Annotated in this window: 20 protein-coding genes and 1 pseudogene; 6 read left to right on the top strand and 15 right to left on the bottom strand. The window is 34.4% G+C overall.

Annotation, left to right across the window (positions count from 1 at the left end; translation table 11 throughout):
• Positions 1–34: 34 nt before the first annotated feature.
• The 8 genes and pseudogenes from ACSV4D_RS13825 to trmD form a co-directional block, all read right to left on the bottom strand.
• Positions 35–853 carry a DUF4249 domain-containing protein gene (locus ACSV4D_RS13825; protein WP_439228716.1) on the bottom strand — a complete coding sequence of 273 codons (819 nt, stop codon included), beginning with the start codon at positions 851–853 and terminating at the stop codon, positions 35–37.
• 18 nt (positions 854–871) lie between these two features.
• Positions 872–3,253 carry a TonB-dependent receptor gene (locus ACSV4D_RS13820; protein WP_439228715.1) on the bottom strand — a complete coding sequence of 794 codons (2,382 nt, stop codon included), beginning with the start codon at positions 3,251–3,253 and terminating at the stop codon, positions 872–874.
• A gap of 74 nt (positions 3,254–3,327) precedes the next feature.
• Positions 3,328–3,570 (bottom strand): annotated as a pseudogene (locus ACSV4D_RS13815) (hypothetical protein); the annotation flags it as partial.
• Between the two features lie 2 nt (positions 3,571–3,572).
• Positions 3,573–3,797: a hypothetical protein gene (locus ACSV4D_RS13810; protein WP_439228714.1), complete on the bottom strand. Its 225-nt coding sequence runs from the start codon at positions 3,795–3,797 to the stop codon at positions 3,573–3,575.
• A gap of 11 nt (positions 3,798–3,808) precedes the next feature.
• Positions 3,809–4,402 (bottom strand): TetR/AcrR family transcriptional regulator, encoded by a 594-nt coding sequence (locus tag ACSV4D_RS13805; protein ID WP_439228713.1) that lies wholly within the window; start codon positions 4,400–4,402, stop codon positions 3,809–3,811.
• A gap of 123 nt (positions 4,403–4,525) precedes the next feature.
• On the bottom strand, positions 4,526–6,763 hold the full coding sequence (locus ACSV4D_RS13800; protein ID WP_439228712.1) for an NADP-dependent isocitrate dehydrogenase: 2,238 nt from the start codon (positions 6,761–6,763) through the stop codon (positions 4,526–4,528).
• Between the two features lie 282 nt (positions 6,764–7,045).
• The gene (gene rplS, locus ACSV4D_RS13795; RefSeq protein WP_408082540.1) at positions 7,046–7,396 is read right to left on the bottom strand and encodes a 50S ribosomal protein L19; all 351 of its coding nucleotides are present in this window, start codon (positions 7,394–7,396) and stop codon (positions 7,046–7,048) included.
• A 218-nt stretch (positions 7,397–7,614) separates the two neighbouring features.
• Positions 7,615–8,292, bottom strand: coding sequence for a tRNA (guanosine(37)-N1)-methyltransferase TrmD (trmD, locus tag ACSV4D_RS13790; protein WP_408082539.1), 678 nt, complete (start codon positions 8,290–8,292; stop codon positions 7,615–7,617).
• 199 nt (positions 8,293–8,491) lie between these two features.
• On the opposite strand from trmD, the gene ACSV4D_RS13785 reads away from it, so the two are divergent.
• The 3 genes from ACSV4D_RS13785 to ACSV4D_RS13775 are packed head-to-tail and all read left to right on the top strand — an operon-like array spanning position 8,492 to position 11,704.
• Positions 8,492–9,499: an alpha/beta fold hydrolase gene (locus ACSV4D_RS13785; protein ID WP_439228711.1), complete on the top strand. Its 1,008-nt coding sequence runs from the start codon at positions 8,492–8,494 to the stop codon at positions 9,497–9,499.
• A gap of 43 nt (positions 9,500–9,542) precedes the next feature.
• The gene (locus tag ACSV4D_RS13780; protein ID WP_439228710.1) at positions 9,543–10,727 is read left to right on the top strand and encodes an MFS transporter; all 1,185 of its coding nucleotides are present in this window, start codon (positions 9,543–9,545) and stop codon (positions 10,725–10,727) included.
• Between the two features lie 44 nt (positions 10,728–10,771).
• Positions 10,772–11,704: a peptidylprolyl isomerase gene (locus ACSV4D_RS13775; RefSeq protein WP_439228709.1), complete on the top strand. Its 933-nt coding sequence runs from the start codon at positions 10,772–10,774 to the stop codon at positions 11,702–11,704.
• Positions 11,705–11,827: 123 nt separating this feature from the next.
• Here the strand turns inward: ACSV4D_RS13775 and ACSV4D_RS13770 are convergent, their stop codons facing one another.
• The gene (locus ACSV4D_RS13770) at positions 11,828–12,391 is read right to left on the bottom strand and encodes a thioredoxin family protein (RefSeq protein WP_439228708.1); all 564 of its coding nucleotides are present in this window, start codon (positions 12,389–12,391) and stop codon (positions 11,828–11,830) included.
• Positions 12,392–12,472: 81 nt separating this feature from the next.
• On the opposite strand from ACSV4D_RS13770, the gene ACSV4D_RS13765 reads away from it, so the two are divergent.
• Complete coding sequence (locus ACSV4D_RS13765) at positions 12,473–12,814, top strand: tRNA-binding protein (RefSeq protein ID WP_408082534.1); 342 nt, start codon at positions 12,473–12,475, stop codon at positions 12,812–12,814.
• An 86-nt stretch (positions 12,815–12,900) separates the two neighbouring features.
• Here the strand turns inward: ACSV4D_RS13765 and ACSV4D_RS13760 are convergent, their stop codons facing one another.
• The 4 genes from ACSV4D_RS13760 to ACSV4D_RS13745 form a co-directional block, all read right to left on the bottom strand.
• On the bottom strand, positions 12,901–13,704 hold the full coding sequence (locus tag ACSV4D_RS13760; protein WP_439228707.1) for a sulfurtransferase: 804 nt from the start codon (positions 13,702–13,704) through the stop codon (positions 12,901–12,903).
• A 41-nt stretch (positions 13,705–13,745) separates the two neighbouring features.
• Positions 13,746–14,669 carry a mechanosensitive ion channel family protein gene (locus ACSV4D_RS13755; protein WP_439228706.1) on the bottom strand — a complete coding sequence of 308 codons (924 nt, stop codon included), beginning with the start codon at positions 14,667–14,669 and terminating at the stop codon, positions 13,746–13,748.
• 95 nt (positions 14,670–14,764) lie between these two features.
• Entirely contained in the window at positions 14,765–15,148 is a 384-nt protein-coding gene (locus ACSV4D_RS13750; protein WP_408082531.1) for a PUR family DNA/RNA-binding protein, read from the bottom strand.
• Positions 15,149–15,220: 72 nt separating this feature from the next.
• Positions 15,221–16,981: an ABC transporter ATP-binding protein gene (locus tag ACSV4D_RS13745; protein WP_439228705.1), complete on the bottom strand. Its 1,761-nt coding sequence runs from the start codon at positions 16,979–16,981 to the stop codon at positions 15,221–15,223.
• 261 nt (positions 16,982–17,242) lie between these two features.
• Here ACSV4D_RS13745 and nusB point away from each other — a divergent pair, with 261 nt between their 5' ends.
• Positions 17,243–18,154 (top strand): transcription antitermination factor NusB, encoded by a 912-nt coding sequence (gene nusB / locus ACSV4D_RS13740; RefSeq protein ID WP_408082529.1) that lies wholly within the window; start codon positions 17,243–17,245, stop codon positions 18,152–18,154.
• A 32-nt stretch (positions 18,155–18,186) separates the two neighbouring features.
• Entirely contained in the window at positions 18,187–18,459 is a 273-nt protein-coding gene (gene yajC / locus ACSV4D_RS13735; RefSeq protein WP_408082528.1) for a preprotein translocase subunit YajC, read from the top strand.
• A gap of 72 nt (positions 18,460–18,531) precedes the next feature.
• Here the strand turns inward: yajC and ACSV4D_RS13730 are convergent, their stop codons facing one another.
• A complete protein-coding gene (locus ACSV4D_RS13730; protein WP_439228704.1) occupies positions 18,532–19,134 on the bottom strand; it encodes a hypothetical protein in 603 nt (200 codons plus the stop codon).
• Between the two features lie 200 nt (positions 19,135–19,334).
• Positions 19,335–20,612, bottom strand: a complete 1,278-nt coding sequence (gene pepT, locus ACSV4D_RS13725) for a peptidase T (protein ID WP_408082526.1) — start codon at positions 20,610–20,612, stop codon at positions 19,335–19,337.
• Positions 20,613–20,659 lie beyond the last annotated feature (47 nt).

The following is a 20,659-nucleotide window of genomic DNA, read 5'->3' as shown; positions in this document are numbered from 1 at the left end:
AGCCAATTGCATTTTGCTTTTAGATTAAAACCTGTTACTGAATTACAAATCTGCGTAAATCAGCTTCGCCTAAGTAAAAATAACCCAAAGGATAATTTTCAGGATTCGTTATGTTTTTGATATTTCCTCTTACTGTTGCCGGAGGTGTCTGAAAAGGACCTCCGGAATTTCCTCCAATAATCCCAATTAAGATATTCATGTAATTGTAATATTGCTTAGAAATACCAAAATGTGTTAATTCGATCTCATCTCCTGCTTTTAAATCATCTTTTTGGGAACGGCTGAAAAATTCGTTGCCCTGAAAAAATTTATCTTCATCAACGTTATAATCAACTGTAGCTTCATTAGAATAAATGTATTTGTAGAGATAATAATTATCTTCATTGGCAGGATCAGTAAAATAGGTTTTTATTTCAATGTCTTTTCCGGTGAAGCCGCCTTCATTGTTTTGTTCAATCCGGTTAATTAGAGCCAGCGACTGAAATACTTCCGATCCTGTATATGTTTCGCCATTATTTATGATAGTGAGTGTATATGTTTCTCCTATTTTAGGAATAAAACTGGTACAGGCATATTCTCCGGTTTCCGGAATTTCTTCAAAAATAAAAGTAGTATTCTGACTATTAGTTATTGAAACATTTGCTCCTGTTACAATGGGAACTTCGGTATCATAATATCCGGTGGTGGTAGTAAGTTTGATTTTTTGAGCATTTCCGCTACTGCCTTTTGCCCATACAATTGAAGCATCAATTACTAATTTAGGAGCTGCTGTGTCTAATTTTAAATCCACTACTTCTTCGCAGCTGCTTAGCAAACTGATTAAAATTAGAAAAGGGAAGAGTATTTTTTTCATGATGTTTTTTTATTAACCTTAGAATTTAAAATTATAAGTTACAGCCGGTACAATACCAAAAATAGAAGTCTTTACCGCTTCATTCATTGCAGTATCTGTATTTTGTCTGAAAGCGATGGAAGCCGCATTTTGGCGGTTGTATATATTGTAAATACTAAAAACCCATTCGCCTTTCCAGTTTCGGTTATTGTTTTTTGAAGGGGTTAAAGTTGCTGAAAGGTCCAGATGATGGTAAACAGGGAGAAGATTTCCATTTCGCAAGCCGTAACTTGGGACAAAAACATCTCCATAGCTGTATTTACTGTCCGGATACGTAACGGGTTGTCCGGATTGCAGCATAAAATTAGCTCCAAAATCCCATTTTTTATTCAGCTGATAAGCAGCAGTGATGGCTAAATTATGTGTTTTATCATAAGCAGAATTATACCATTTACCATAATTAATACCTATTTCTTCAGGTGTTCTTCCCGGAGTTTGTTGTTCAGACTTGGATAAAGTATATGAAATCCATCCGTTTAACCGGCCTGCATTTTTTTTGAACATCATTTCTAAACCATACGCACGCATCCGTCCATTTAGAACGACTTGCTCTATAGCATCATTGGCAATCAAATCGGCACCATCAATATAATCCATCCGGTTTTGGATTTTCTTGTAAAAACTTTCTATTTCAACAGAATAATCGCCGTTGCGAATGTTTTTAAAATACCCCAGTGCAACCTGATCAGCAATTTGCGGTTTGATATATGTATCACTCGGCATCCAAACGTCCAAAGGAGTAGGAGAAGAGGTGTTAGAAACTAATTGCAGGTATTGTACCATGCGGTTGTAGCTGGCTTTAATAGCCTGGTTTTCTTTTAACTGATAAGAAACAGAAAATCTCGGCTCAAAATTGTTGAAGCTTTTTATAGTTTTATTTTTACCATAATATTTGCTGCCTGTGGGAATAGCTTTTTCATAAATCTGAAAATCAGAATTAAAAACTACCGGATTATCATTTTCATATAAATTAATAGTGGAATTTCCTAAGCGGTAAAACATGCTGTAGCGCAATCCATAGTTAACAGCGATTTTTTTAGTCAGTTTGTTTTCTGCTTCTATATAAAGAGAGGGTTCAAAAGCATATTTTCGGTCTAACTGATCCGGATTAATTCCGGAATCAGTATCTGATGGTTTAATCGTTCCGGGATTAAAGTTGTAATAAATGGCATTGGCACCATAACTTAATTTGAAATTATCAGAAATGTAATTCTTAAAATCATATTTGATATTGTAATTTTTAATTCCAGAATCCCAGGTGAAACCTACAAAGTCTAAATCCAGTCCGTAATAATAATCACTGTAGATAAGAGATAGGTTTGAAAATAATTTATCTGAAAACAAGTGATTCCAGCGTAAATTTAAAGTTGTATTTCCGTAGGTATTACTGAAAGTTTTGTTAATAGCAAAAACGTCACGACCAAAATATCCTGATAAATAGATATTGTTATTGTCGTTAATCTTATAACTCAGCTTGGTGTTTAAGTCATAAAAATAAGCGGAATTGTCTTTTTGTTCAGGTGAAAGTTTTAGGAATAAATGCGCATAAGAAGCTCTGCCTCCAATTAAAAAAGAACCACGATCTTTTACAAGAGGTCCTTCGGCAAGAATACGGCTCGAAATCAATCCGATTCCTCCATTCATATGAAAATCATTGCTGTTTCCTTCTTTTTGATAAATATCTAAAACCGAAGAAGCTCTCCCTCCAAAACGTGCCGGAATTCCGCCTTTATATAATTTTAAATCCTTAATAGCATCAGGATTAAATACGGAGAAGAATCCAAAAACATGTGAAGAATTATAAATGGTAGCTTCGTCAAGAAGAATCAAATTTTGATCAGCACCGCCGCCACGCACATTAAATCCTGAGGCACCTTCACCTGCATTCGTAACTCCGGGTAAAAGTAAAATGGATTTTATTACATCGACTTCTCCAAGAACAACAGGCATTTTTTTTATAGCCGAAATTGACAATCTGTTAACGCTCATTTCCGGAGTTCTGGTATTGGCTTTTCCCTGATTATCGGTAATGATAACTTCATTCAGTAATTCTCCGTTTTCAGTAAGTTCCCAGTTCATTTTGGTACTCTGAGTCAGTGAAATATTTTTTTCAATACTTTGATACCCAATGTAACTAATAGTTAAATTATGGTTTCCCTGCGGGATACTTATCGAATAAAATCCATATTCATTAGTGGTTGTTCCTGTTTTTAAATCAGGGAAATAAATATTCACACCAATCAGGGTTTCGTTATTTTTAAGATCTGTAACAATTCCGCTCAGGGTAAATTTGCCCTGCGAAAAAACAGAGAAGCTGATGAGAAGAAGGATAAAAAGATAACTGTTTTTTTTTGAAATCATTAGAGAGAGTTTGTGATACAAATGTCTATTATTTGTAAAAGAATAGCAATTGAACAACTGTTAATTAATGTTTATATTGTATCCATGACACGACCGCGTTGCTGTATTGAAAACAAATCAGTTACAATTGCCATTGAAATAGAACCAATAACTCCAAAGTGAGAAGGTTTAAGTTGCATGCTTTTTATTAGTATATCTCCCAATGGCGACATAACCATAAAATCCAGAATAACTGTAAATTGGGTAATTGCTAAAATAAAAACAGCAAATTTTTGATAAGAAGTAAAAGGAATTACTTTGGATTCTTTGTTTTTCATTATTAGCTTAATTCAGTGCATTTATAATCCTGTTCAGCTATTATTTTTATGATGTCCTCTGTATTGAGAGTTTTAGTCTCAATGCGTAAAACCGAATCGATATCTTCTAAATCAATATTCCATTTTTCAATTTTGGGATGTGCATTCAATACGGGGCTTACCAGCTTTTTGTCTTTCTCTGTTTTAATGTTAGTTGCAAAAATCAAAATGTTGCTATTCGTTTCCATAAGTTTTTAGTTTAGGGCGTTAATGCTTTTATCACGAACTGAAATGCTTCGTCTGTAATTTTTTTATTGAGTTTAAAGGGGCCTCCGCCAAAATTTTTACCGTCTCTTTCAAATCGGAGTAAGGAATATAATGGACCATAGGCAATACTCCAGAATACTTCTTTAGAAATAGTAGGTATAAGTTCTTTTCTTTGTATGGCATTGTTAAAAAATTCTCCCATTGTAATTTTAAATTCAGTCAGACTTTCATTTAAAATGGTTTCACCGTAACTGGAATGAGTCAATACTTCCCAGCAATTTACTTCAAGTGGTTTTTCTTGCGTAAAACGACTTCTGTTTTCCCATTGTTTGTATAATCCTTCTTTAAAAGGCATTGATGGTGAAAAATCTTTAGACATTTCAGCAAAGAATTCTTTTCCAATTTCGATGCCTATTTTTTTTATCAATTCCTCTTTGTCGGAATAATAAATGTATAAAGTAGCTACCGAAATGTTACTTTCCTTTGCCAGACGGTTCATGCTAAAACCTTCAATACCTTTTTCAACTAGAAGCGCTATGGCTTTTTGTTTTACAATTTCCTCTTTATTGGTGTCTCTGGTTCTCATCTTTATTATTTGTCACAGCAAAAATATAGATTATAAATGAATGTTCGTTTATTTATAGATAAAAAAGCAAAAAAAAGACAACCCTGTCGAGTTGTCTTTTTTAATATTTATAAAATAAGATAATTAAGCAGTTTTTAAAGCAGCAATTTTATCTAAAATTGTATTTAAAGTTGCGCTTGGACGCATTGCTTTACTTACTAAAGCAGGGTTTGGCTGGTAGTAACCTCCAATTTCCTGCGCTTTACCCTGAGCACCAATTAACTCAGCATCAATTTTAGCTTCGTTTTCAGTCAATTCTTTAGCGATAGGAGTAAAGATAGCTTTTAAATCAGCATCTTTATCCTGAGCAGCTAAAGCCTGAGCCCAGTATAAAGCTAAATAAAAGTGAGAACCACGGTTGTCAATTTGGCCTACTTTTCTAGCCGGAGATTTATCGTTTTGCAAGAAAGCATCGTTAGCCTGATCTAAAGTTTCAGAAAGAACGATTGCTTTTTCATTGTTTAAACTTTGTCCTAAATGTTCCAAAGATGCACCTAAAGCTAAAAATTCTCCTAAGGAATCCCAACGTAAGTAACCTTCTTGAGTAAATTGCTCCACGTGTTTAGGAGCTGATCCACCTGCACCCGTTTCGAACAATCCGCCACCGTTCATTAATGGAACGATAGATAACATTTTAGCAGAAGTACCAACTTCTAAAATAGGGAATAAATCAGTAAGGTAATCACGCAATACGTTTCCGGTTACTGAGATAGTATCTAAACCTTTAATAATTCTTTCTAATGTAAATTGAGTTGCAGCAATCGGATTTAAGATACGGATGTCTAATCCGGTTGTATCGTAATCTTTCAAGTAAGTGTTTACTTTTTCGATTAATTGTCTGTCGTGAGCTCTGTTTTCATCTAACCAGAATACGGCAGGAGTATCAGATAAACGTGCTCTGTTTACAGCCAGTTTTACCCAGTCTTGGATAGGAGCATCCTTAGCCTGACACATTCTGAAAATATCATTTGCTTCAACAGCTTGTTCCATTAAAACAGTTCCGTTTGTATCAACAACACGAACAACTCCGTTAGCTGACATTTGGAATGTTTTATCATGAGAACCATATTCTTCTGCTTTTTGAGCCATCAGACCTACGTTTGGAACACTTCCCATTGTAGTTGGGTCAAAAGCACCGTGTTTTTTACAGAAATCAATTGTAGCTGTATAAACTCCGGCATAAGAACGGTCTGGGATAATAGCGATAGTATCTTGTGGTTTTCCTTCTTTGTTCCACATTTGTCCGGAAGTACGAATCATTGCCGGCATAGAAGCATCTACAATTACATCTGATGGTACGTGAAGGTTAGTAATTCCTTTATCAGAGTTTACCATAGCAAGGGCTGGTCCGTTTGCAATTGCCTGATTGATAGTGGCTTTTACTTCAGCTTCTTGTGCATTACCTGCAATTTTAGCATAGACATCACCTAAACCATTTTTAGTGTTTACTCCTAATTCAGCAAATAAAGCAGCGTATTTTTCGAAAACATCTTTGAAGTAAACTTCAACGATAGCGCCAAAGATGATTGGGTCAGAAACCTTCATCATAGTCGCTTTCAGGTGAACAGAAAGTAAAACTCCCTGAGCTTTAGCTTCAGCGATTGTTTTAGCAACAAAAGATTTTAAAGCGTTTAAGTGCATTACGGAACTGTCAATAATTTCACCTGCTTTAAGCGGAGTACTTGCTTTAAGGACAGTAGTTGTTCCGTCTTGTCCAACAAATTCGATTTTTACATCAGTAGCATCAGCTACCGTAAGTGATTGCTCGCTTCCGTAGAAATCACCACTTTCCATAGAAGCAACTGCTGTTTTTGAATCAGCAGACCAGGCTCCCATTGAATGTGGGTTTGCTTTAGCGTAGTTTTTTACAGCTTTCGGTGCTCTACGGTCAGAGTTTCCTTCACGTAAAACCGGGTTTACAGCCGAACCTAATATTTTAGCATATTTTGCTTTTATTGCTGCATCAGCATCGTTTTGTGGAGCCTCCGGGTAGTTAGGAACCGCATATCCGTGTGCTTGTAATTCAGCAATAGCTCCTTTTAATTGAGGAACAGATGCAGAAACGTTTGGTAATTTGATAATGTTTGCTTCTGGAGCAGTAGCTAGTTTTCCTAATTCAGCCAATGAATCTTTTACTCTTTGCTCCTCAGTTAAAAACTCAGGAAAATTAGCAAGAATACGAGCGGCAACTGAAATGTCTTCTGTTTCAATTTCGATTCCTGCAGTAGCAGTAAAAGCTTCAACGATAGGTAAAAACGAATAAGTAGCTAACAAAGGTGCTTCGTCAGTTAATGTGTAAACAATCTTTGATTTTTGTGTCATTTTTTTAATTTTATAATCGTAATTCTTTAATAAAGAATGTGAAATGTATTGTTTGCTTTGAATAAAGCGGTGCAAAGATATGTAAATCAGACTAAAATACAGTCCCGTTTGTTATAGAAATACCCGAATTATGGGATAACTAACGACAAGGCTGTAAAATGTTATTTTTTTAAAAGAATATTTCTTTCTTTAATAATGATGATAGTGTTAGGCACAGTCAAAAAAAAATCCCGTCTGTTATAAGTTAACGAGACGAGACTTTTATTGTAAAGAGATAATAAATTATCTTCTTTTGTCTTTAATTTTAGCTTTTTTACCAGTAAGTTCTCTGAAGTAGAAAATTCTAGCTCTACGTACAGCACCTTTCTTGTTGATTTCAATTTTTTGTAAAGCTGGTAAGTTGATAGGGAAGATACGCTCTACACCTACTGAGCCTGACATTTTACGAATTGTAAAAGTTTCAGTAGTTCCAGTACCTCTTCTTTGGATTACCACTCCTTTAAAGAACTGAGTTCTTGTTTTTTCACCCTCTTTAATTTCGTAGTAAACTGTGATTGTGTCTCCAGCTCCGAATTCAGGGAAATCTTTTTTTGTAACAAATTCGCTATTAACGAAATCTACTAAATTTGCCATTTTAATTGCTAATTATGGTTTAAAAATCTAATCAACATTCACGGGTATCGCCAGAGGTTAATTAAATGTGGGTGCAAAAGTAAAAAATAATTATGAATTATGAATTATAAATTGCTTTTTTTTAAAGAGAAGAAAGAACCAAGAAGAAAGAGGCAAAATAAAAAAAGAGCAATACAGATGAAGTCACTATCTTTTCTCTTGTTTCTTTATTCTATTTTCTATTCTTCCAATAAATCCGGACGACGATTTTTAGTGTGTTCGTAGGCCATGTCTTCATTCCATTTGTCTATTTTAGCAAAGTTTCCGCTGGTTAGAACTTCAGGAACTTTCCAACCTTTATAGTCGGCAGGTCTGGTGTAAATAGGTCCTGATAGTAAACCATCCTGAAAACTATCAGTCAATGCAGAGGTTTCATCGCTTAAAACTCCCGGGATTAATCGGATTAAAGCATCTGATAAAACTAAAGCACCCAGTTCACCACCGCTTAAAACATAATCACCAATCGATATTTCCTTTGTAATGAAATGATCGCGAACTCTTTGATCTACTCCTTTATAATGTCCGCATAAAATAATTATGTTTTCGTACATGGACATGGTGTTAGCCATTTTTTGATTTAACGTTTCGCCATCCGGAGACATATATATGATTTCATCATAAGTTCGCTGACCTTTTAAATGTGTAATACAATCGTCAATAGGTTGTACAGTCATCACCATTCCTGCTCCTCCGCCATAGGGATAATCGTCCACACTTTTTTGTCTGTTTGTGGTGTAATCTCTTAAATTATGAATGTGAACTTCTACCAGACCTTTGTCAATGGCGCGTTTCATAATAGAACCCTCAAAGGGACTGCGTAATAATTCAGGTAAAACAGTAATAATATCAATTCGCATGGTAAATCTTCCAAATAGTTAGGCGGCAAAGATACAATTTGAAACTGTTTTTAGAAGTACATTCTGCAATAATGAATTTTAACATGGATGAACTGCTTTTTTTAATATAAAGTCAAAGAAATTGTAAAGTTTTATAAATAGTTTCCTTGTGCAATTCTTTATAACTAAATTTACTTTTCCCAAATAAAAATAATTTAAAATGAAAAAGATGAAATATAAATTTAGCCTTCTGTTGTTTTTAGTCGCTTTATTTTCGTTTGCACAACAAGACCAATTAAAAGAATTAGATATTAATTTAAAGAATTATACTTATCCGTATCCTGTACATTTTATCCGTTTCTCTGTTCAGCAACAGCAGTTACAAATGGGATATATGGATGTTAAACCGGCTAATTATAATGGTAAAAATATAATGTTGCTGCATGGTAAAAATTTTAATGGAGCCTATTGGAAAACTACAATTGCAGCTTTAACAAAGCAGGGTTTCAGGGTCATTGTTCCCGATCAGATTGGTTTTGGTAAATCAGATAAGCCTTTACGTTTTCAGTATACTTTTCAGCAATTAGCCGAAAATACCAAACGTATTCTGGATACTTTAAAGATTCAGAAAACAGCAGTTTTAGGACATTCCATGGGAGGAATGCTGGCCACCCGTTTTACTTTGATGTATCCTAAAATGGTAGAAAAGCTGATTCTGGAAAATCCAATAGGTTTAGAAGACTGGAAATTAAAAGTGCCTTATAAAAATATTGACTGGTGGTATAAAAATGAACTGAATCAGTCTTATGAAAAAATAAAAAAATATCAGATGGAAAGTTATTATGACGGCAAATGGAAATCGGAATATAATGAATGGGTAAACTTATTGGCAGGCTGGACGTTGAATCCTGATTTTAAAAGATATGCCTGGAATGCAGCGTTGACTTATGATATGATTTTCACTCAGCCAGTAGTTTATGAATTTCAAAATATAAAATGTCCTACTTTATTAATTATAGGAACAAGAGACAGAACGGCTTTAGGCAAACCATTAGTGACTGAAGAGGTCAGAAAAACAATGGGATTGTATGAGCATCTAGGTAAAGCTACACAGCAAAAAATAGCAGGTTCTAAATTAGTCGAAATTCCAAATATTGGTCACATGCCTCACATAGAGAGTTTTAATTTGTTTGTAAAACCACTGATTGCTTTTTTAGAAGCTAAATAAGTTTTTTAAAATGCATTTTAATTTATGTTAGTATTTTTGCAAAATGAATTTATCTCAAAAAAATGTCCTTTTTATGGCGGTAGCCACAGGACTAATCGTGGCTAATTTATATTATTGTCAGCCTTTAATTGTTCTTATTGCTAATGAATTTAATATTAAGGATGCCGATGCAGGAACCATTACTTATTTAACTCAGGCGGGTTATGCTATTGGTTTATTTTTTATGGTGCCATTAGGTGATAAAATAGAACGAAAAACCCAAATATTGGCCACTACTTTTGCTACAGTAGTTGCTTTGATTATTGCTGCAACAGCGCAGAGTTTTTTTATTTTAGAACTGGCTTCTCTTTTAATAGGAATCACTTCGATTGTGCCACAGCTTATTTTGCCTTTGGCAGCTTCCCTGAGCGAACCGGAACAAAGAGGAAAAGTAGTGGGAACTATTATGAGTGGTTTATTGGTAGGGATTTTGCTTTCGCGAACATTGAGCGGATTTATTGGAGAAGTTTGGGGCTGGCGTGCTATGTTCTGGATTGCTTCCGGTTTATGTTTGTTGTTGTTTTTTATTATTCAAAAACAGTTCCCATATAATAAACCTGATTTTAAAGGAACTTACGGGCAGTTAATAACTTCTCTTTTTAGCTTAATAAAAGAACAGCCTTTGTTGCGAGAAGCTACTTTAATCAATGTATTTTCTTTTGCTCAGTTTGGTGCTTTCTGGACCACCATGGTTTTATTGCTTTCGGCTGAACCTTTTTCGTTTAATAGTGCTACTATTGGTCTTTTTGGTATTGTTGGTGCTTCGGGAGCTTTAGCTGCTCCGCTGGTAGGAAAGTTAGGGGATAAAGGAAATTCAAGAATTGCGGTAGGTTATGGCTGCTTACTGATTGCTTTGAGTTTTATGATTTTTTATTTTTCTTCAACGAATATTACAGGGATCGTTATTGGTATTGTATTTATTGATATCGGATTACAGGGAGTTCATATTTCCAATCAGACCAGAGTTTATTCTATTGTACCTGAAGCCAGAAACAGAATGAATACGGTTTTTATGTCCTTTAGTTTTTTAGGTACAGCCGCAGGATCTGCTTATGGATTGTTTTTGTGGGAACTTGGTGGATGGTTTGCAGTTACTTCAGGCTGTTTGTTGTTATCTGTTTTGGCTTTTACGGTTTATGGATTGACTTATAAATCCGGACGGAAAGCATTAGAAAGCATCAATGGATAAAAAATTAATTTGTAAATTTGCGCTTCAATAAAAAATTTAAAAGAATGGAAAACGGAATATACGCTAAATTCAATACCTCTAAAGGGAGTGTTTTAGTAAAATTAACTCATGATTTAACTCCAGGAACTGTTGGTAACTTTGTAGCATTAGCTGAAGGGAACTTAGAAAATAAAGTAAAACCGCAAGGAACAAAATATTATGACGGATTAACTTTTCACAGAGTAATTCCTGATTTTATGATTCAGGGAGGTTGTCCTCTTGGTTCAGGAACAGGAGATCCGGGGTATAAGTTTGATGATGAGTTTCATCCAAGTTTGAAACACGATCGTCCGGGTGTTTTGGCTATGGCCAATGCAGGTCCGGGGACTAATGGCTCTCAATTTTACATTACACATGTACCTACTTCCTGGTTAGACGGAAAACATACTGTTTTTGGTCATGTTGTAGAAGGTCAGGATGTAGTTGATGCGGTAGCTCAGGGAGATGCTTTAGAAACTTTAGAGATTATAAGAGTAGGTGAAGAAGCTCAAAAATGGAATGCTGTTGAAGCGTTTAGAGTTTTTGAAGGAAACAGAAAAAAACGTTTAGAAGCAGAGAAAGCAGCTGCTGAAGAAGCAATGGAAAAATTAGCTGCCGGATTTGAGAAAACAGAAAGCGGATTGCGTTACCAGTTTATTCAGAGAGGTGAAGGTAAAAAAGCTGAAAACGGAAAAACAGTTTCTGTACATTATACAGGACAACTTCCTGACGGAAAAGTTTTTGACAGTTCTTATCCGCGTAAAAAACCAATCGAATTTCCTTTAGGTCAAGGAAATGTAATTGAAGGATGGGATGAAGGTATTGCTTTGTTACAGGTAGGAGATAAAGCCCGTTTTGTAATTCCGTCTCATTTAGGATACGGTTCCCGCGGAGCTGGAGGAGTAATTCCGCCAAATGCTACTTTGATTTTTGACGTTGAATTAATGGACGTTAAGTAATTATAGATTTTAAATCTCAGATTGCAGATTTAGATTGCATTATTGATGATATAAAAAAGCGATTTTCAATTTGAAAATCGCTTTTTTTTGTCTAAACTCTTTTATTCTAAATTCTAAATTCTTCTAAACTGTTTTCCATTTAATATTACAGCCGATACTTGGTTTTTGATCCGGATTGATGCTACGGTTGTATAAAATTCCGTCAATAGCGCCACGTAAATCGCTACCGCTTAAAGGAATTCCGTTTCCTGGACGGCTATCATCCAGTTGACCGCGATATACTAATTTGTTTTGATTATCAAATAAATAAAAATCAGGTGTACAGGCTGCGTCATAAGCTTTGGCAACTTCCTGCGTTATGTCGAATAGATATGGAAATTCAAAGTTGTTTTCGAACGCAAATTCGGTCATCAATTCTGGACCATCCTGCGGATAATTTACTACATCATTACTTGAAATAGCAATGATTCCGATTCCCTGAACCCTGTAATCATTGGCTATTCTGACGACTTCTTCAATTACATGATGAACAAAAGGGCAGTGATTGCATATAAAAAATACCAGTGTACCTTTTTCTCCTTTTAAATCAGCAAAAGTGAACCATTTTTTGTTATAAGTAGTGTCTTTTAAATAAAATTCAGGAGCGGTAGTTCCTAATTTCAGCATGTTTGACGGAGTGCGTGCCATTTTTTTTGTTTTAGAGTTTAAAGTTACTAAAATTGCGTCTATATAAACGGCAAAAGTTTTTGAATTAAAAAGATTAAAAATATGGAGAACAATTTAAGTTGGTCTGAATTTGAGAAAGTCGCTATGCATGTTGGTACAATTATAGCGGTTAATGATTTTCCCGAAGCCCGAAAACCAGCACTTCAATTGATTGTTGATTTTGGAAAAATTATTGGAATCAGAAAAACTTCGGCTCAGATTACTAAGAGATATACTAAAGAACAACTATTGAATCGTCAAATTGTTGCCGTTATCAATTTTCCTAAAAAACAAATCGGTAAATTTAGGAGTGAATGTCTGGTTTTAGGTGCTGTAGGTAACGAAGGAGATGTGGTTCTACTGGCTCCCGATTTTCCTGTTGAAAATGGTTTACGGATAGGATGATTATTTGTGCTGTCGAAAAAAAGCCGTAAATGAAGAATTTGAATGCATATCTCATTTACGGCTAACTTTATATTAAGAGTAAATTTTTACTTTTCTATCGGTAAATCATGATCCTGACCCCATTCTGTCCACGAGCCGTCATATACTGCTTTCGGTGTATCAGGAGCAACCAGTTCGTAGGCGATTAAATCAATACAGGCTGTGATACCGGATCCACAGGAAAAATATAAGGGCTGATTCTGGACTGGTAAAATTTGTTCCAGTTCTTCCTTTGATAAAAATTGCCCGTCTTTTAAGACTTTCGAAAAAGGAAGATTTACAGCTCCGGGAATGTGTCCGCTTCTTAAGCCTTCTCTGGGTTCTTCAGTCTCTGCGTGAAAACGATCAGAAGAACGTGCGTCGATAACAACTGCTTCTTTTGAACTGATGTTTTCTAAAAGCTGGGTTTTGTTTTTGAACATTTCAGGATTAAAACGGGCTTCAAAGTTTCCTTTCGGATAACTTTTTTCAACTACTTTTTCTGTTGGCAATTTTGCTTGTGTCCAGGCGGGAAATCCACCGTCAAGAACCCAGACGTTTTCATGTCCCATACTTTTAAATAAATACCAGGCTCTGGGGCTTGAGTAGATTCCTTTGGTATCATACACGACAATTTTACTGTTTTTATTTATGCCTAATTTTTGTGCTTCTGCGGCAAATGCTTCGGGCTTTGGCAATGTATTAGGTAATGGATTTGAAGTATCACTGAATTTATTTTTGATATCAAAGCTGCGGGCACCAGCAATTTGTAAATCATGTGGCGGTGTGTCCAGCACCGCATCCAGAATAATTAATTCAGGATCTTGAAGATTTTCTTTAAGCCATTCTACGGATACAATTGGAGTTGTCATATTGCTTTTTTTAGAAGTTAGTTTCTTGAAAAATAAATAAATTATGAAGTTGTCTCAGTTAATTTTTTATCGATTGCTTCAACAGCATTATGAACCACTAATTGCGGGAAAGGAATTTCGATGCCTTCTTTATCAAAAGTGATTTTGATTCTTTTTCTGAGTTCCCCCGTTACATCCCATTGTTTGCTAGGTTGTGTCTCTCCTAAAATTTTGATGATAATTGAAGAGTCAGCAAATTCATCCACTCTTAAAAACTGAGGTGCCTTTATGATAAATCTGCCTAATTCTTTATCGGTAGCGAGCTCATTACCAATTTTGTTGATTACTGCAATAACATTTTCAATATCACAATTGTAAGAAACTCCAATGTTTAAATTAATTCTTGAGTATTCAGTAGAAAGGTTGGAGACTTTTTTAATTTCGCCATGGGGGATATGATGTACCGTTCCGTCAAGATCCCGTAAAGTTGTTTTTCTTAAACTAATTTGTTCTACAGCTCCCGCAGCAATATCAAAATTGACAACATCCCCCACGCGATACTGGTTTTCAAGGATAATGAATAATCCGGAAATGATATCCCGGATAAGGTATTGTCCACCAAAACCAAAAGCCAGACCTACAATTCCTGCTGCAGCTAAAATAGGTCCTATTTCGATGCCAAACTCTCCCAATATCATTAGAAGGATAATGCATAAAATAGCAATTTTTGAAGTAGTTGTGAAAATCTGAATTAAGGTGTTTTCTCTTTTTTCTTCTGCTTCTTTAGACGAATATCTGTCTGATCTGATAGCTATGCGGACTGCTTTTTCAATAAAACGGTTGAGTACTTTGTTCAGTATAAAAGCAGCAATGAGAATAAAAATTATTTTCACCCCACTTGTTAAAAGCCATGGGACTATTAACTCACTGTATTCAGTTAAATATTTATTAGTAGTTTCCTGCCAGTCGATTGCTGTTAAAGTCATAGTTTACTTGTTTAAAAATTAATAAAAAAAAAGTCCAAAAACCGAACCGATTTTTGGACTTAAAATATTGTTTTAACCTGTTTTGTTTGAAACAATTAAATGTCATCAAAATCAATATCGGTAAAATTTGATATTCCTGTAACTGAACTTTCTGTACTTACTCTTTCAGTAGCGTATTCTTTCTTAAAATCTTTCTGATGTCTTTCAGAGATTACTTCTTCTCCTTTGTGGTTTAAAACATAAGAAGTCATTTCTTCAAGTATTTCTGAAAAAGCAGCAAAATCCTCTTTGTACAAATATATTTTGTGTTTTTTAAAATGAAAAGAACCGTCTTCTTCAGTGAATTTTTTGCTTTCGGTAATGGTAATGTAATAATCATCCGCTTTTGTAGCTCTCACATCAAAGAAATAAGTTCTTCTTCCTGCACGTAAAACTTTAGAAAAGATTTCTTCTTTTTCTAACATGTCATTTTCTCTCATAATCCGTTCTATACAATAATATGGTTGTTAATTGAAACCAAAAATGATAAAAATATATGTATTAAGCAAGATTTAAAGTAATTCTTTTTCAGAAAGTTGTTTTAAATATAACGATGCATAATAGCCTTCCTCATTTATTAACTGGTTATGAGAACCTTGTTGAATAATTCTTCCGTCTTCAAGGATAATAATCTTATCAGCATTTTTGGCTGAGGAAACTCTGTGGCTGACAATGATTGTTGTCTTGTCTTTACAAATAGCATTTAAATTGTTTAAAATAGTTTCTTCGGTCTCTGTATCAACAGCTGATAAGCAGTCGTCAAACAATAAGATAGGAGGGTTTTTTATAATGGCTCTGGCTATAGAAACCCGTTGTTTTTGTCCGCCCGAAAGTGTAATTCCTCTTTCTCCTAAAATGGTATCATATTGTTTGTTGAATCCCATAATGTTGTCATGAACTACAGCGTTTTTGGCTGCGGCCATAACTTCTTCAATCTGTGCATCTTCTTTACCAAATTTTATATTGTTTTTAATACTGTCAGAAAATAAAAAGGCATCCTGAGGTACAATACCAATGCTGTTACGCAGATCAAACAAGTTAAGTTTACTGATTTCCTGTTTATCTATTTTTATAGTACCATCGCTTACATCGTACATTCTGGAAATTAACGAAAGTATGGTTGATTTTCCGGAGCCGGTTTTTCCAAGAATAGCAAGTGTTTCTCCTTTGTTTACCGTAAATGAAACGTTATGAAGTGCTGTAATGTGAGTGTCTTCATAAGTAAAACTAACATTTTCGAATGCTATGGCTCCTGCAATAGTTGATTGTTCAGGATTGTTATTTTTTATTTCAGGTTTTATTTTTAAAAACTCGTTGAGTCTTTTCTGAGAAGCTTCGGCTTCCTGAACCATTGAGGAAACCCAGCCTAAGGATGCAACTGGCCAGGTCAGCATGTTTACATAAAGAATAAATTCGGCAATGGTTCCAATGCTCTCGATACTTCCGTTAATGTACATCAATCCGCCAAAATAAATCACAACAAGGTTACTGATTCCAATCAGAGCCAACATCAATGGGCCAAATAACGATTGTACTTTAGCTAAATCCAAACTTTTACTTTTGCTTTCTAAGGCTAAATCAACCATATTGTTCTGGTGCTGGTTTTCCAGCGAATAAGCTTTTATGACACGAACTCCCGAAAATATTTCCTGTGTAAAACTCGAAACTTTAGAAAGATATTGTTGAAAAGTAGTACTTCGGATATTAATTTCAGTGCTTAATTTAAAAATAGCATACGACAATATCGGTAAAGGTAAAATAGTATATAAAGTTAGTAACGGCGATACTCTGTACATGAAAATAATCACAATTGCAAACCGAATCACGGTATTAATGGTGTACATTACGGCCGGCCCCACATACATTCTAACTTTAGAAACATCTTCACTTATCCGGTTCATTAAATCTCCGGTGCGGTTCTTTTTGTAGAAATTCTGAGACAGGTTTTCATATTGTCTGAATACTTCATTTTTAAGGTCAAATTCAACATGACGCGACATTACAATCAAAGTTTGACGCATCAGGAAAGTTAAAAATCCCGCAATGATAGTAGTAGCGATAATGAGCAGAATATTATTTACTAACTCATCCTGAATAACCGAATTAGGAACTGATTTGTCTTTTGCGAAATTTTCAATAGCAGCAAAAGATTTACTGATTAATTTAGGAGTAAAAAGAGAAAATATCTGAGCGACAATCGTAAATACAATTCCTAAAATAAAACGGTATTTGTATTTAATGAAATATTTATTGAGATAGAGTAATTCTTTCATTTCTGGGCTAGGCTGTATTTAAAAAAACAAAGATAAACTTTAAAAGTAATAATTGTTAGCAATCTGTTTGCTGTTAAGTTGGATTTAACGTTTCATTAATGAAAGTTAAAAAAGAGGAATAAAAACACAAATCAGTGTTATGTTTCTTCTGCTTTTTATAGCTTTAAATTTTATTTTAAAAAAGGAAATCCTTATTTTTGCAGCCTAATTTTATAAAGTTCTTACAAGGTGGTAAATAGAAGACACATTCGCGTTAAAGTTATGCAAACCATTTATGCGATGCATCAAAACGGCTCTGATAACTTGGAAAAGGAAGAAAAATTCCTTTTTTACAGTATCGATAATATTCAGGATTTATACCTTACAATGATTTCTTCTTTGTTGGAAATATGTAAAAAAGAAGCTCAGTTTCTGCATTTATCCAGCCAAAAACATTTAGCTACTGCAGCCGAACGTAATCCCAATGAAAAGTTTATTAAGAACAGTATTTTCGAAATCCTTGCCGAAAACAATTCTTTAAGTATTGCTTTAGAAACCAGAAAAATTGATGCCTGGCATTTACATGAGGATTACATAGCCTTATTATTAGCAGCTATAAAAGAAAGTTCTTATTACCAAAAATATATGAGTAATCCAACTCGTTCTTTTGAAGAAGACCGACAGTTGATTGTTGATTTGTTTACAGAAGTCATTGTTCCAAATGAGAAATTATACGAGTTCTTAGAAGATGATAAATTAACCTGGATTGATGATATTCCAATGGTGAATACGCAAATTATCAAACAATTGAAAGCCATGAAACCTGTCGAAAACGATAATTTTAAAGTGCCAAAATTGTACAAAGACAATGAAGACAGGGATTTTGCTAAAGATTTGTTTCGAAAAACAGTTTTAAATGAAGCTGCATTAGCTAAAGAGTTTGAAGATAAAACTCCTAATTGGGACAGTGAAAGAATTGCTGAGGTAGACACTATTATTTTAAAAATGGCTATTTGCGAATTTTTGAAATTTCCATCCATCCCTGTAAAAGTAACACTGAACGAATATTTAGAATTAGCCAAAGAATATTCTACTCCTAAAAGTAGTATTTTTATCAATGGAATTTTAGATAATCTGGTTAAAGAATTAGAGTCCAGTAAAAAAATGATTAAAGCCGGTCGCGGTTTAATGTAATATTATTAATAAATTAAAAAAGAAGACTAGTTATGGGTCAGTTAAGTCAGTTTGCACCGTTTATTTTAATGTTTGTGGTTATTTATTTCTTTATGATCAGACCACAACAAAAGAGAGCAAAACAGGAAAAAGAATTTGAAGCCAGTTTAAAAGTAGGTGATAAAATCATTACTAAAAGTGGTCTTCACGGCAGAGTAGCAGAATTAGCTGAAACTACTGTAGTTGTGGAAACCATGGCTGGTAAGTTAAAAATGGAACGTTCAGCAATTTCTATGGAAATGAGTGCTTCTTTAGCTAAAAAATAAGATTACAATAAAAATATTGTATAAAAAAGTCCCTCATGCAGGGACTTTTTTTTAGGACTAAAATGGCAGAAATTATTTCTTTTTATTCTTTTTCTTGCTCTTCGCTTTTTTAGCTTTTGCCTTGGCTTTTTTCTCTTTGAGTTTGGCTTTTTCTTTTGCTTTTTTAGCTTTTTCTTTTTTTACCTTCTTGGCTTTGGCTAACTTTTTTTTCTCCTTAAGTTTCGCCTTTGCCTTTTTCTCTTTTTCTTTCTTTTTATCCTTAGCCTTTTTTTTCTTCTTCTTTTTAGTTTTAGAAACTTCTTCGGTATTTGTGGCAGTTACTTCTTTCGGTTCCGGCGTAGCGACAGTTTCATTTTTTACGGTCTGATCCGGATTCATGTCTGGTAAGTCCTTTTTTTCCGGATTTTCAGCAGTTACGGTTTTTTTTTGTCTGACGGTTTTCGGTTCTTCCGGTGTTGTAGTAGCAGCCGTAGTCTTTGTTGCTCTTTGTCTGACAGTTTTAGGTTTATCAGGAGTTACTCTTGTAGCTGCCGGTTTTGTAGCTCTCTGTCTTGCAGTTTTCTGTTCAGAAGGAGTTTCTTTTTTAGCTGTGGGTTTTGTGGTTCTTTGTCTTACTGGCTTTGGGTTTTCAACGTTTTCAGGAACTTTATTTGGTTCTTCTTGTTTTTCATTCATAATAGTACGATTTGGTTATTGTAAATACACTTTTAATACCTCATTGAGTTATCAGAGTAATAAGGTATTGTATTTAAATTTACACAAAATTTACATACCGGAATGTTAAGTTTTTCTATACAAGTACTTAAAAGATTATAAAGAGATAAAAAAAAGCCCCAGATTTTGGGACTTTTTGCTTGAAATAAATGTAATTCTGATTATTTTCTTTTTTTTGTTTTTGTATCTTCCAGTCCATAATCAGGAAGAGCGGTTAGCTCTGCAATTTTTACAATTACAGATACAGCTTTTTGCATACTTTCAACCGGAACATATTCGTATTTACCATGAAAGTTGTGTCCGCCGGCAAAAATGTTGGGACATGGTAATCCCATATACGATAATTGAGAACCATCGGTTCCGCCACGAATAGGTTTTATAATAGGTTTGATCTTTAAATCTCGCATGGCCTTTTCAGCAATATCAACAATGTGTTTTACAGGAAGTACTTTTTCCTTCATGTTGTAATATTGATCTTTGATTTCAGCAATAACAATATCTTCTCCTAATTGTTTTGCATATTGTTTATTGATTTTACGGACTATCTTATTGATTTTTTCTTTTCTTTTTTCGAATTTTTTTCTGTTGTGATCTCTGATGATTAATTCAACAATTGTTTCTTCGATGCTTCCTGTAACATGATGTACATGATAGAATCCCTGATATCCTTTGGTTTTTTCAGGTACTTCGTCAGAAGGTAATTCATTAAGAAAACTATTGGCGACTAACATGGAATTAATCATTTTGCCTTTGGCATAACCGGGATGAACACTTTTTCCTTTGAACGTAATTTTTGCTCCTGCGGCATTAAAGTTTTCATATTCTAATTCGCCTACCTGACTTCCATCCATAGTGTAAGCCCACTGAGCACCAAATTTTTCTACGTCAAAATGATGTGCTCCGCGACCAATTTCTTCATCCGGTGTAAATCCAATTCTGATTTTGCCATGTTTAATATCCGGATTTTTAATCAGGTATTCCATCGCAGTTACAATTTCGGTAATCCCGGCTTTATCATCTGCGCCAAGTAGAGTTGTTCCGTCTGTAGTAATTAAGGTTTGTCCTTTATATTGTAATAAATCTTTGAAATAATTAGGGGATAACACGATGTTTTGTTCTGCATTTAGTACAATATCTTTTCCGTCATAATCTTTCAAGATTTGTGGTTTTACATTAGCTCCGCAAAAATCAGGGGAAGTGTCAAAATGAGAAATAAAACCTATTGTTGGAACTTCATGATCTACATTACCAGGCAATGTCGCCATGATGTATGCTTTATCATCGATGGTTACATCCTGCATTCCTATGGCTTTTAATTCTTCAACTAATTTATGGGCTAAAATCCATTGTTTTTCGGTACTTGGAGTTGTTTCGGAATTTGGGTCAGATTCCGTATCAATAGTTACATAACTAATAAAGCGATCAATGATATCTTGCATAAAGTGGTATTTTTTTATTGGGATGCAAAGATAGAGTAATTTTAAAG

This window comes from Flavobacterium sp. ARAG 55.4 (assembly GCF_051846875.1).
GTDB classification, from domain to species: domain Bacteria; phylum Bacteroidota; class Bacteroidia; order Flavobacteriales; family Flavobacteriaceae; genus Flavobacterium; species Flavobacterium plantiphilum.
The sequence above is the reverse complement of the archived record's forward strand: the minus strand, read 5'-3'. Positions and strand labels throughout refer to the sequence as shown.

Bases quoted from the DNA above. Each gene is read 5' to 3' on its own strand.
- ACSV4D_RS13780 (WP_439228710.1), top strand. From the start codon at position 9,543: ATGAATTTATCTCAAAAAAATGTCCTTTTTATGGCGGTAGCCACAGGA.
- ACSV4D_RS13730 (WP_439228704.1), bottom strand. From the start codon at position 19,134: ATGAATGAAAAACAAGAAGAACCAAATAAAGTTCCTGAAAACGTTGAA.
- pepT (WP_408082526.1), bottom strand. From the start codon at position 20,612: ATGCAAGATATCATTGATCGCTTTATTAGTTATGTAACTATTGATACG.
- rplS (WP_408082540.1), bottom strand. From the start codon at position 7,396: ATGGCAAATTTAGTAGATTTCGTTAATAGCGAATTTGTTACAAAAAAA.
- ACSV4D_RS13825 (WP_439228716.1), bottom strand. From the start codon at position 853: ATGAAAAAAATACTCTTCCCTTTTCTAATTTTAATCAGTTTGCTAAGC.
- ACSV4D_RS13745 (WP_439228705.1), bottom strand. From the start codon at position 16,981: ATGAAAGAATTACTCTATCTCAATAAATATTTCATTAAATACAAATAC.
- ACSV4D_RS13805 (WP_439228713.1), bottom strand. From the start codon at position 4,402: ATGAGAACCAGAGACACCAATAAAGAGGAAATTGTAAAACAAAAAGCC.
- ACSV4D_RS13770 (WP_439228708.1), bottom strand. From the start codon at position 12,391: ATGGCACGCACTCCGTCAAACATGCTGAAATTAGGAACTACCGCTCCT.
- ACSV4D_RS13820 (WP_439228715.1), bottom strand. From the start codon at position 3,253: ATGATTTCAAAAAAAAACAGTTATCTTTTTATCCTTCTTCTCATCAGC.
- ACSV4D_RS13760 (WP_439228707.1), bottom strand. From the start codon at position 13,704: ATGACAACTCCAATTGTATCCGTAGAATGGCTTAAAGAAAATCTTCAA.
- ACSV4D_RS13785 (WP_439228711.1), top strand. From the start codon at position 8,492: ATGAAAAAGATGAAATATAAATTTAGCCTTCTGTTGTTTTTAGTCGCT.
- ACSV4D_RS13800 (WP_439228712.1), bottom strand. From the start codon at position 6,763: ATGACACAAAAATCAAAGATTGTTTACACATTAACTGACGAAGCACCT.
- ACSV4D_RS13750 (WP_408082531.1), bottom strand. From the start codon at position 15,148: ATGAGAGAAAATGACATGTTAGAAAAAGAAGAAATCTTTTCTAAAGTT.
- ACSV4D_RS13810 (WP_439228714.1), bottom strand. From the start codon at position 3,797: ATGGAAACGAATAGCAACATTTTGATTTTTGCAACTAACATTAAAACA.
- ACSV4D_RS13765 (WP_408082534.1), top strand. From the start codon at position 12,473: ATGGAGAACAATTTAAGTTGGTCTGAATTTGAGAAAGTCGCTATGCAT.
- ACSV4D_RS13775 (WP_439228709.1), top strand. From the start codon at position 10,772: ATGGAAAACGGAATATACGCTAAATTCAATACCTCTAAAGGGAGTGTT.
- nusB (WP_408082529.1), top strand. From the start codon at position 17,243: ATGCAAACCATTTATGCGATGCATCAAAACGGCTCTGATAACTTGGAA.
- yajC (WP_408082528.1), top strand. From the start codon at position 18,187: ATGGGTCAGTTAAGTCAGTTTGCACCGTTTATTTTAATGTTTGTGGTT.
- trmD (WP_408082539.1), bottom strand. From the start codon at position 8,292: ATGCGAATTGATATTATTACTGTTTTACCTGAATTATTACGCAGTCCC.
- ACSV4D_RS13755 (WP_439228706.1), bottom strand. From the start codon at position 14,669: ATGACTTTAACAGCAATCGACTGGCAGGAAACTACTAATAAATATTTA.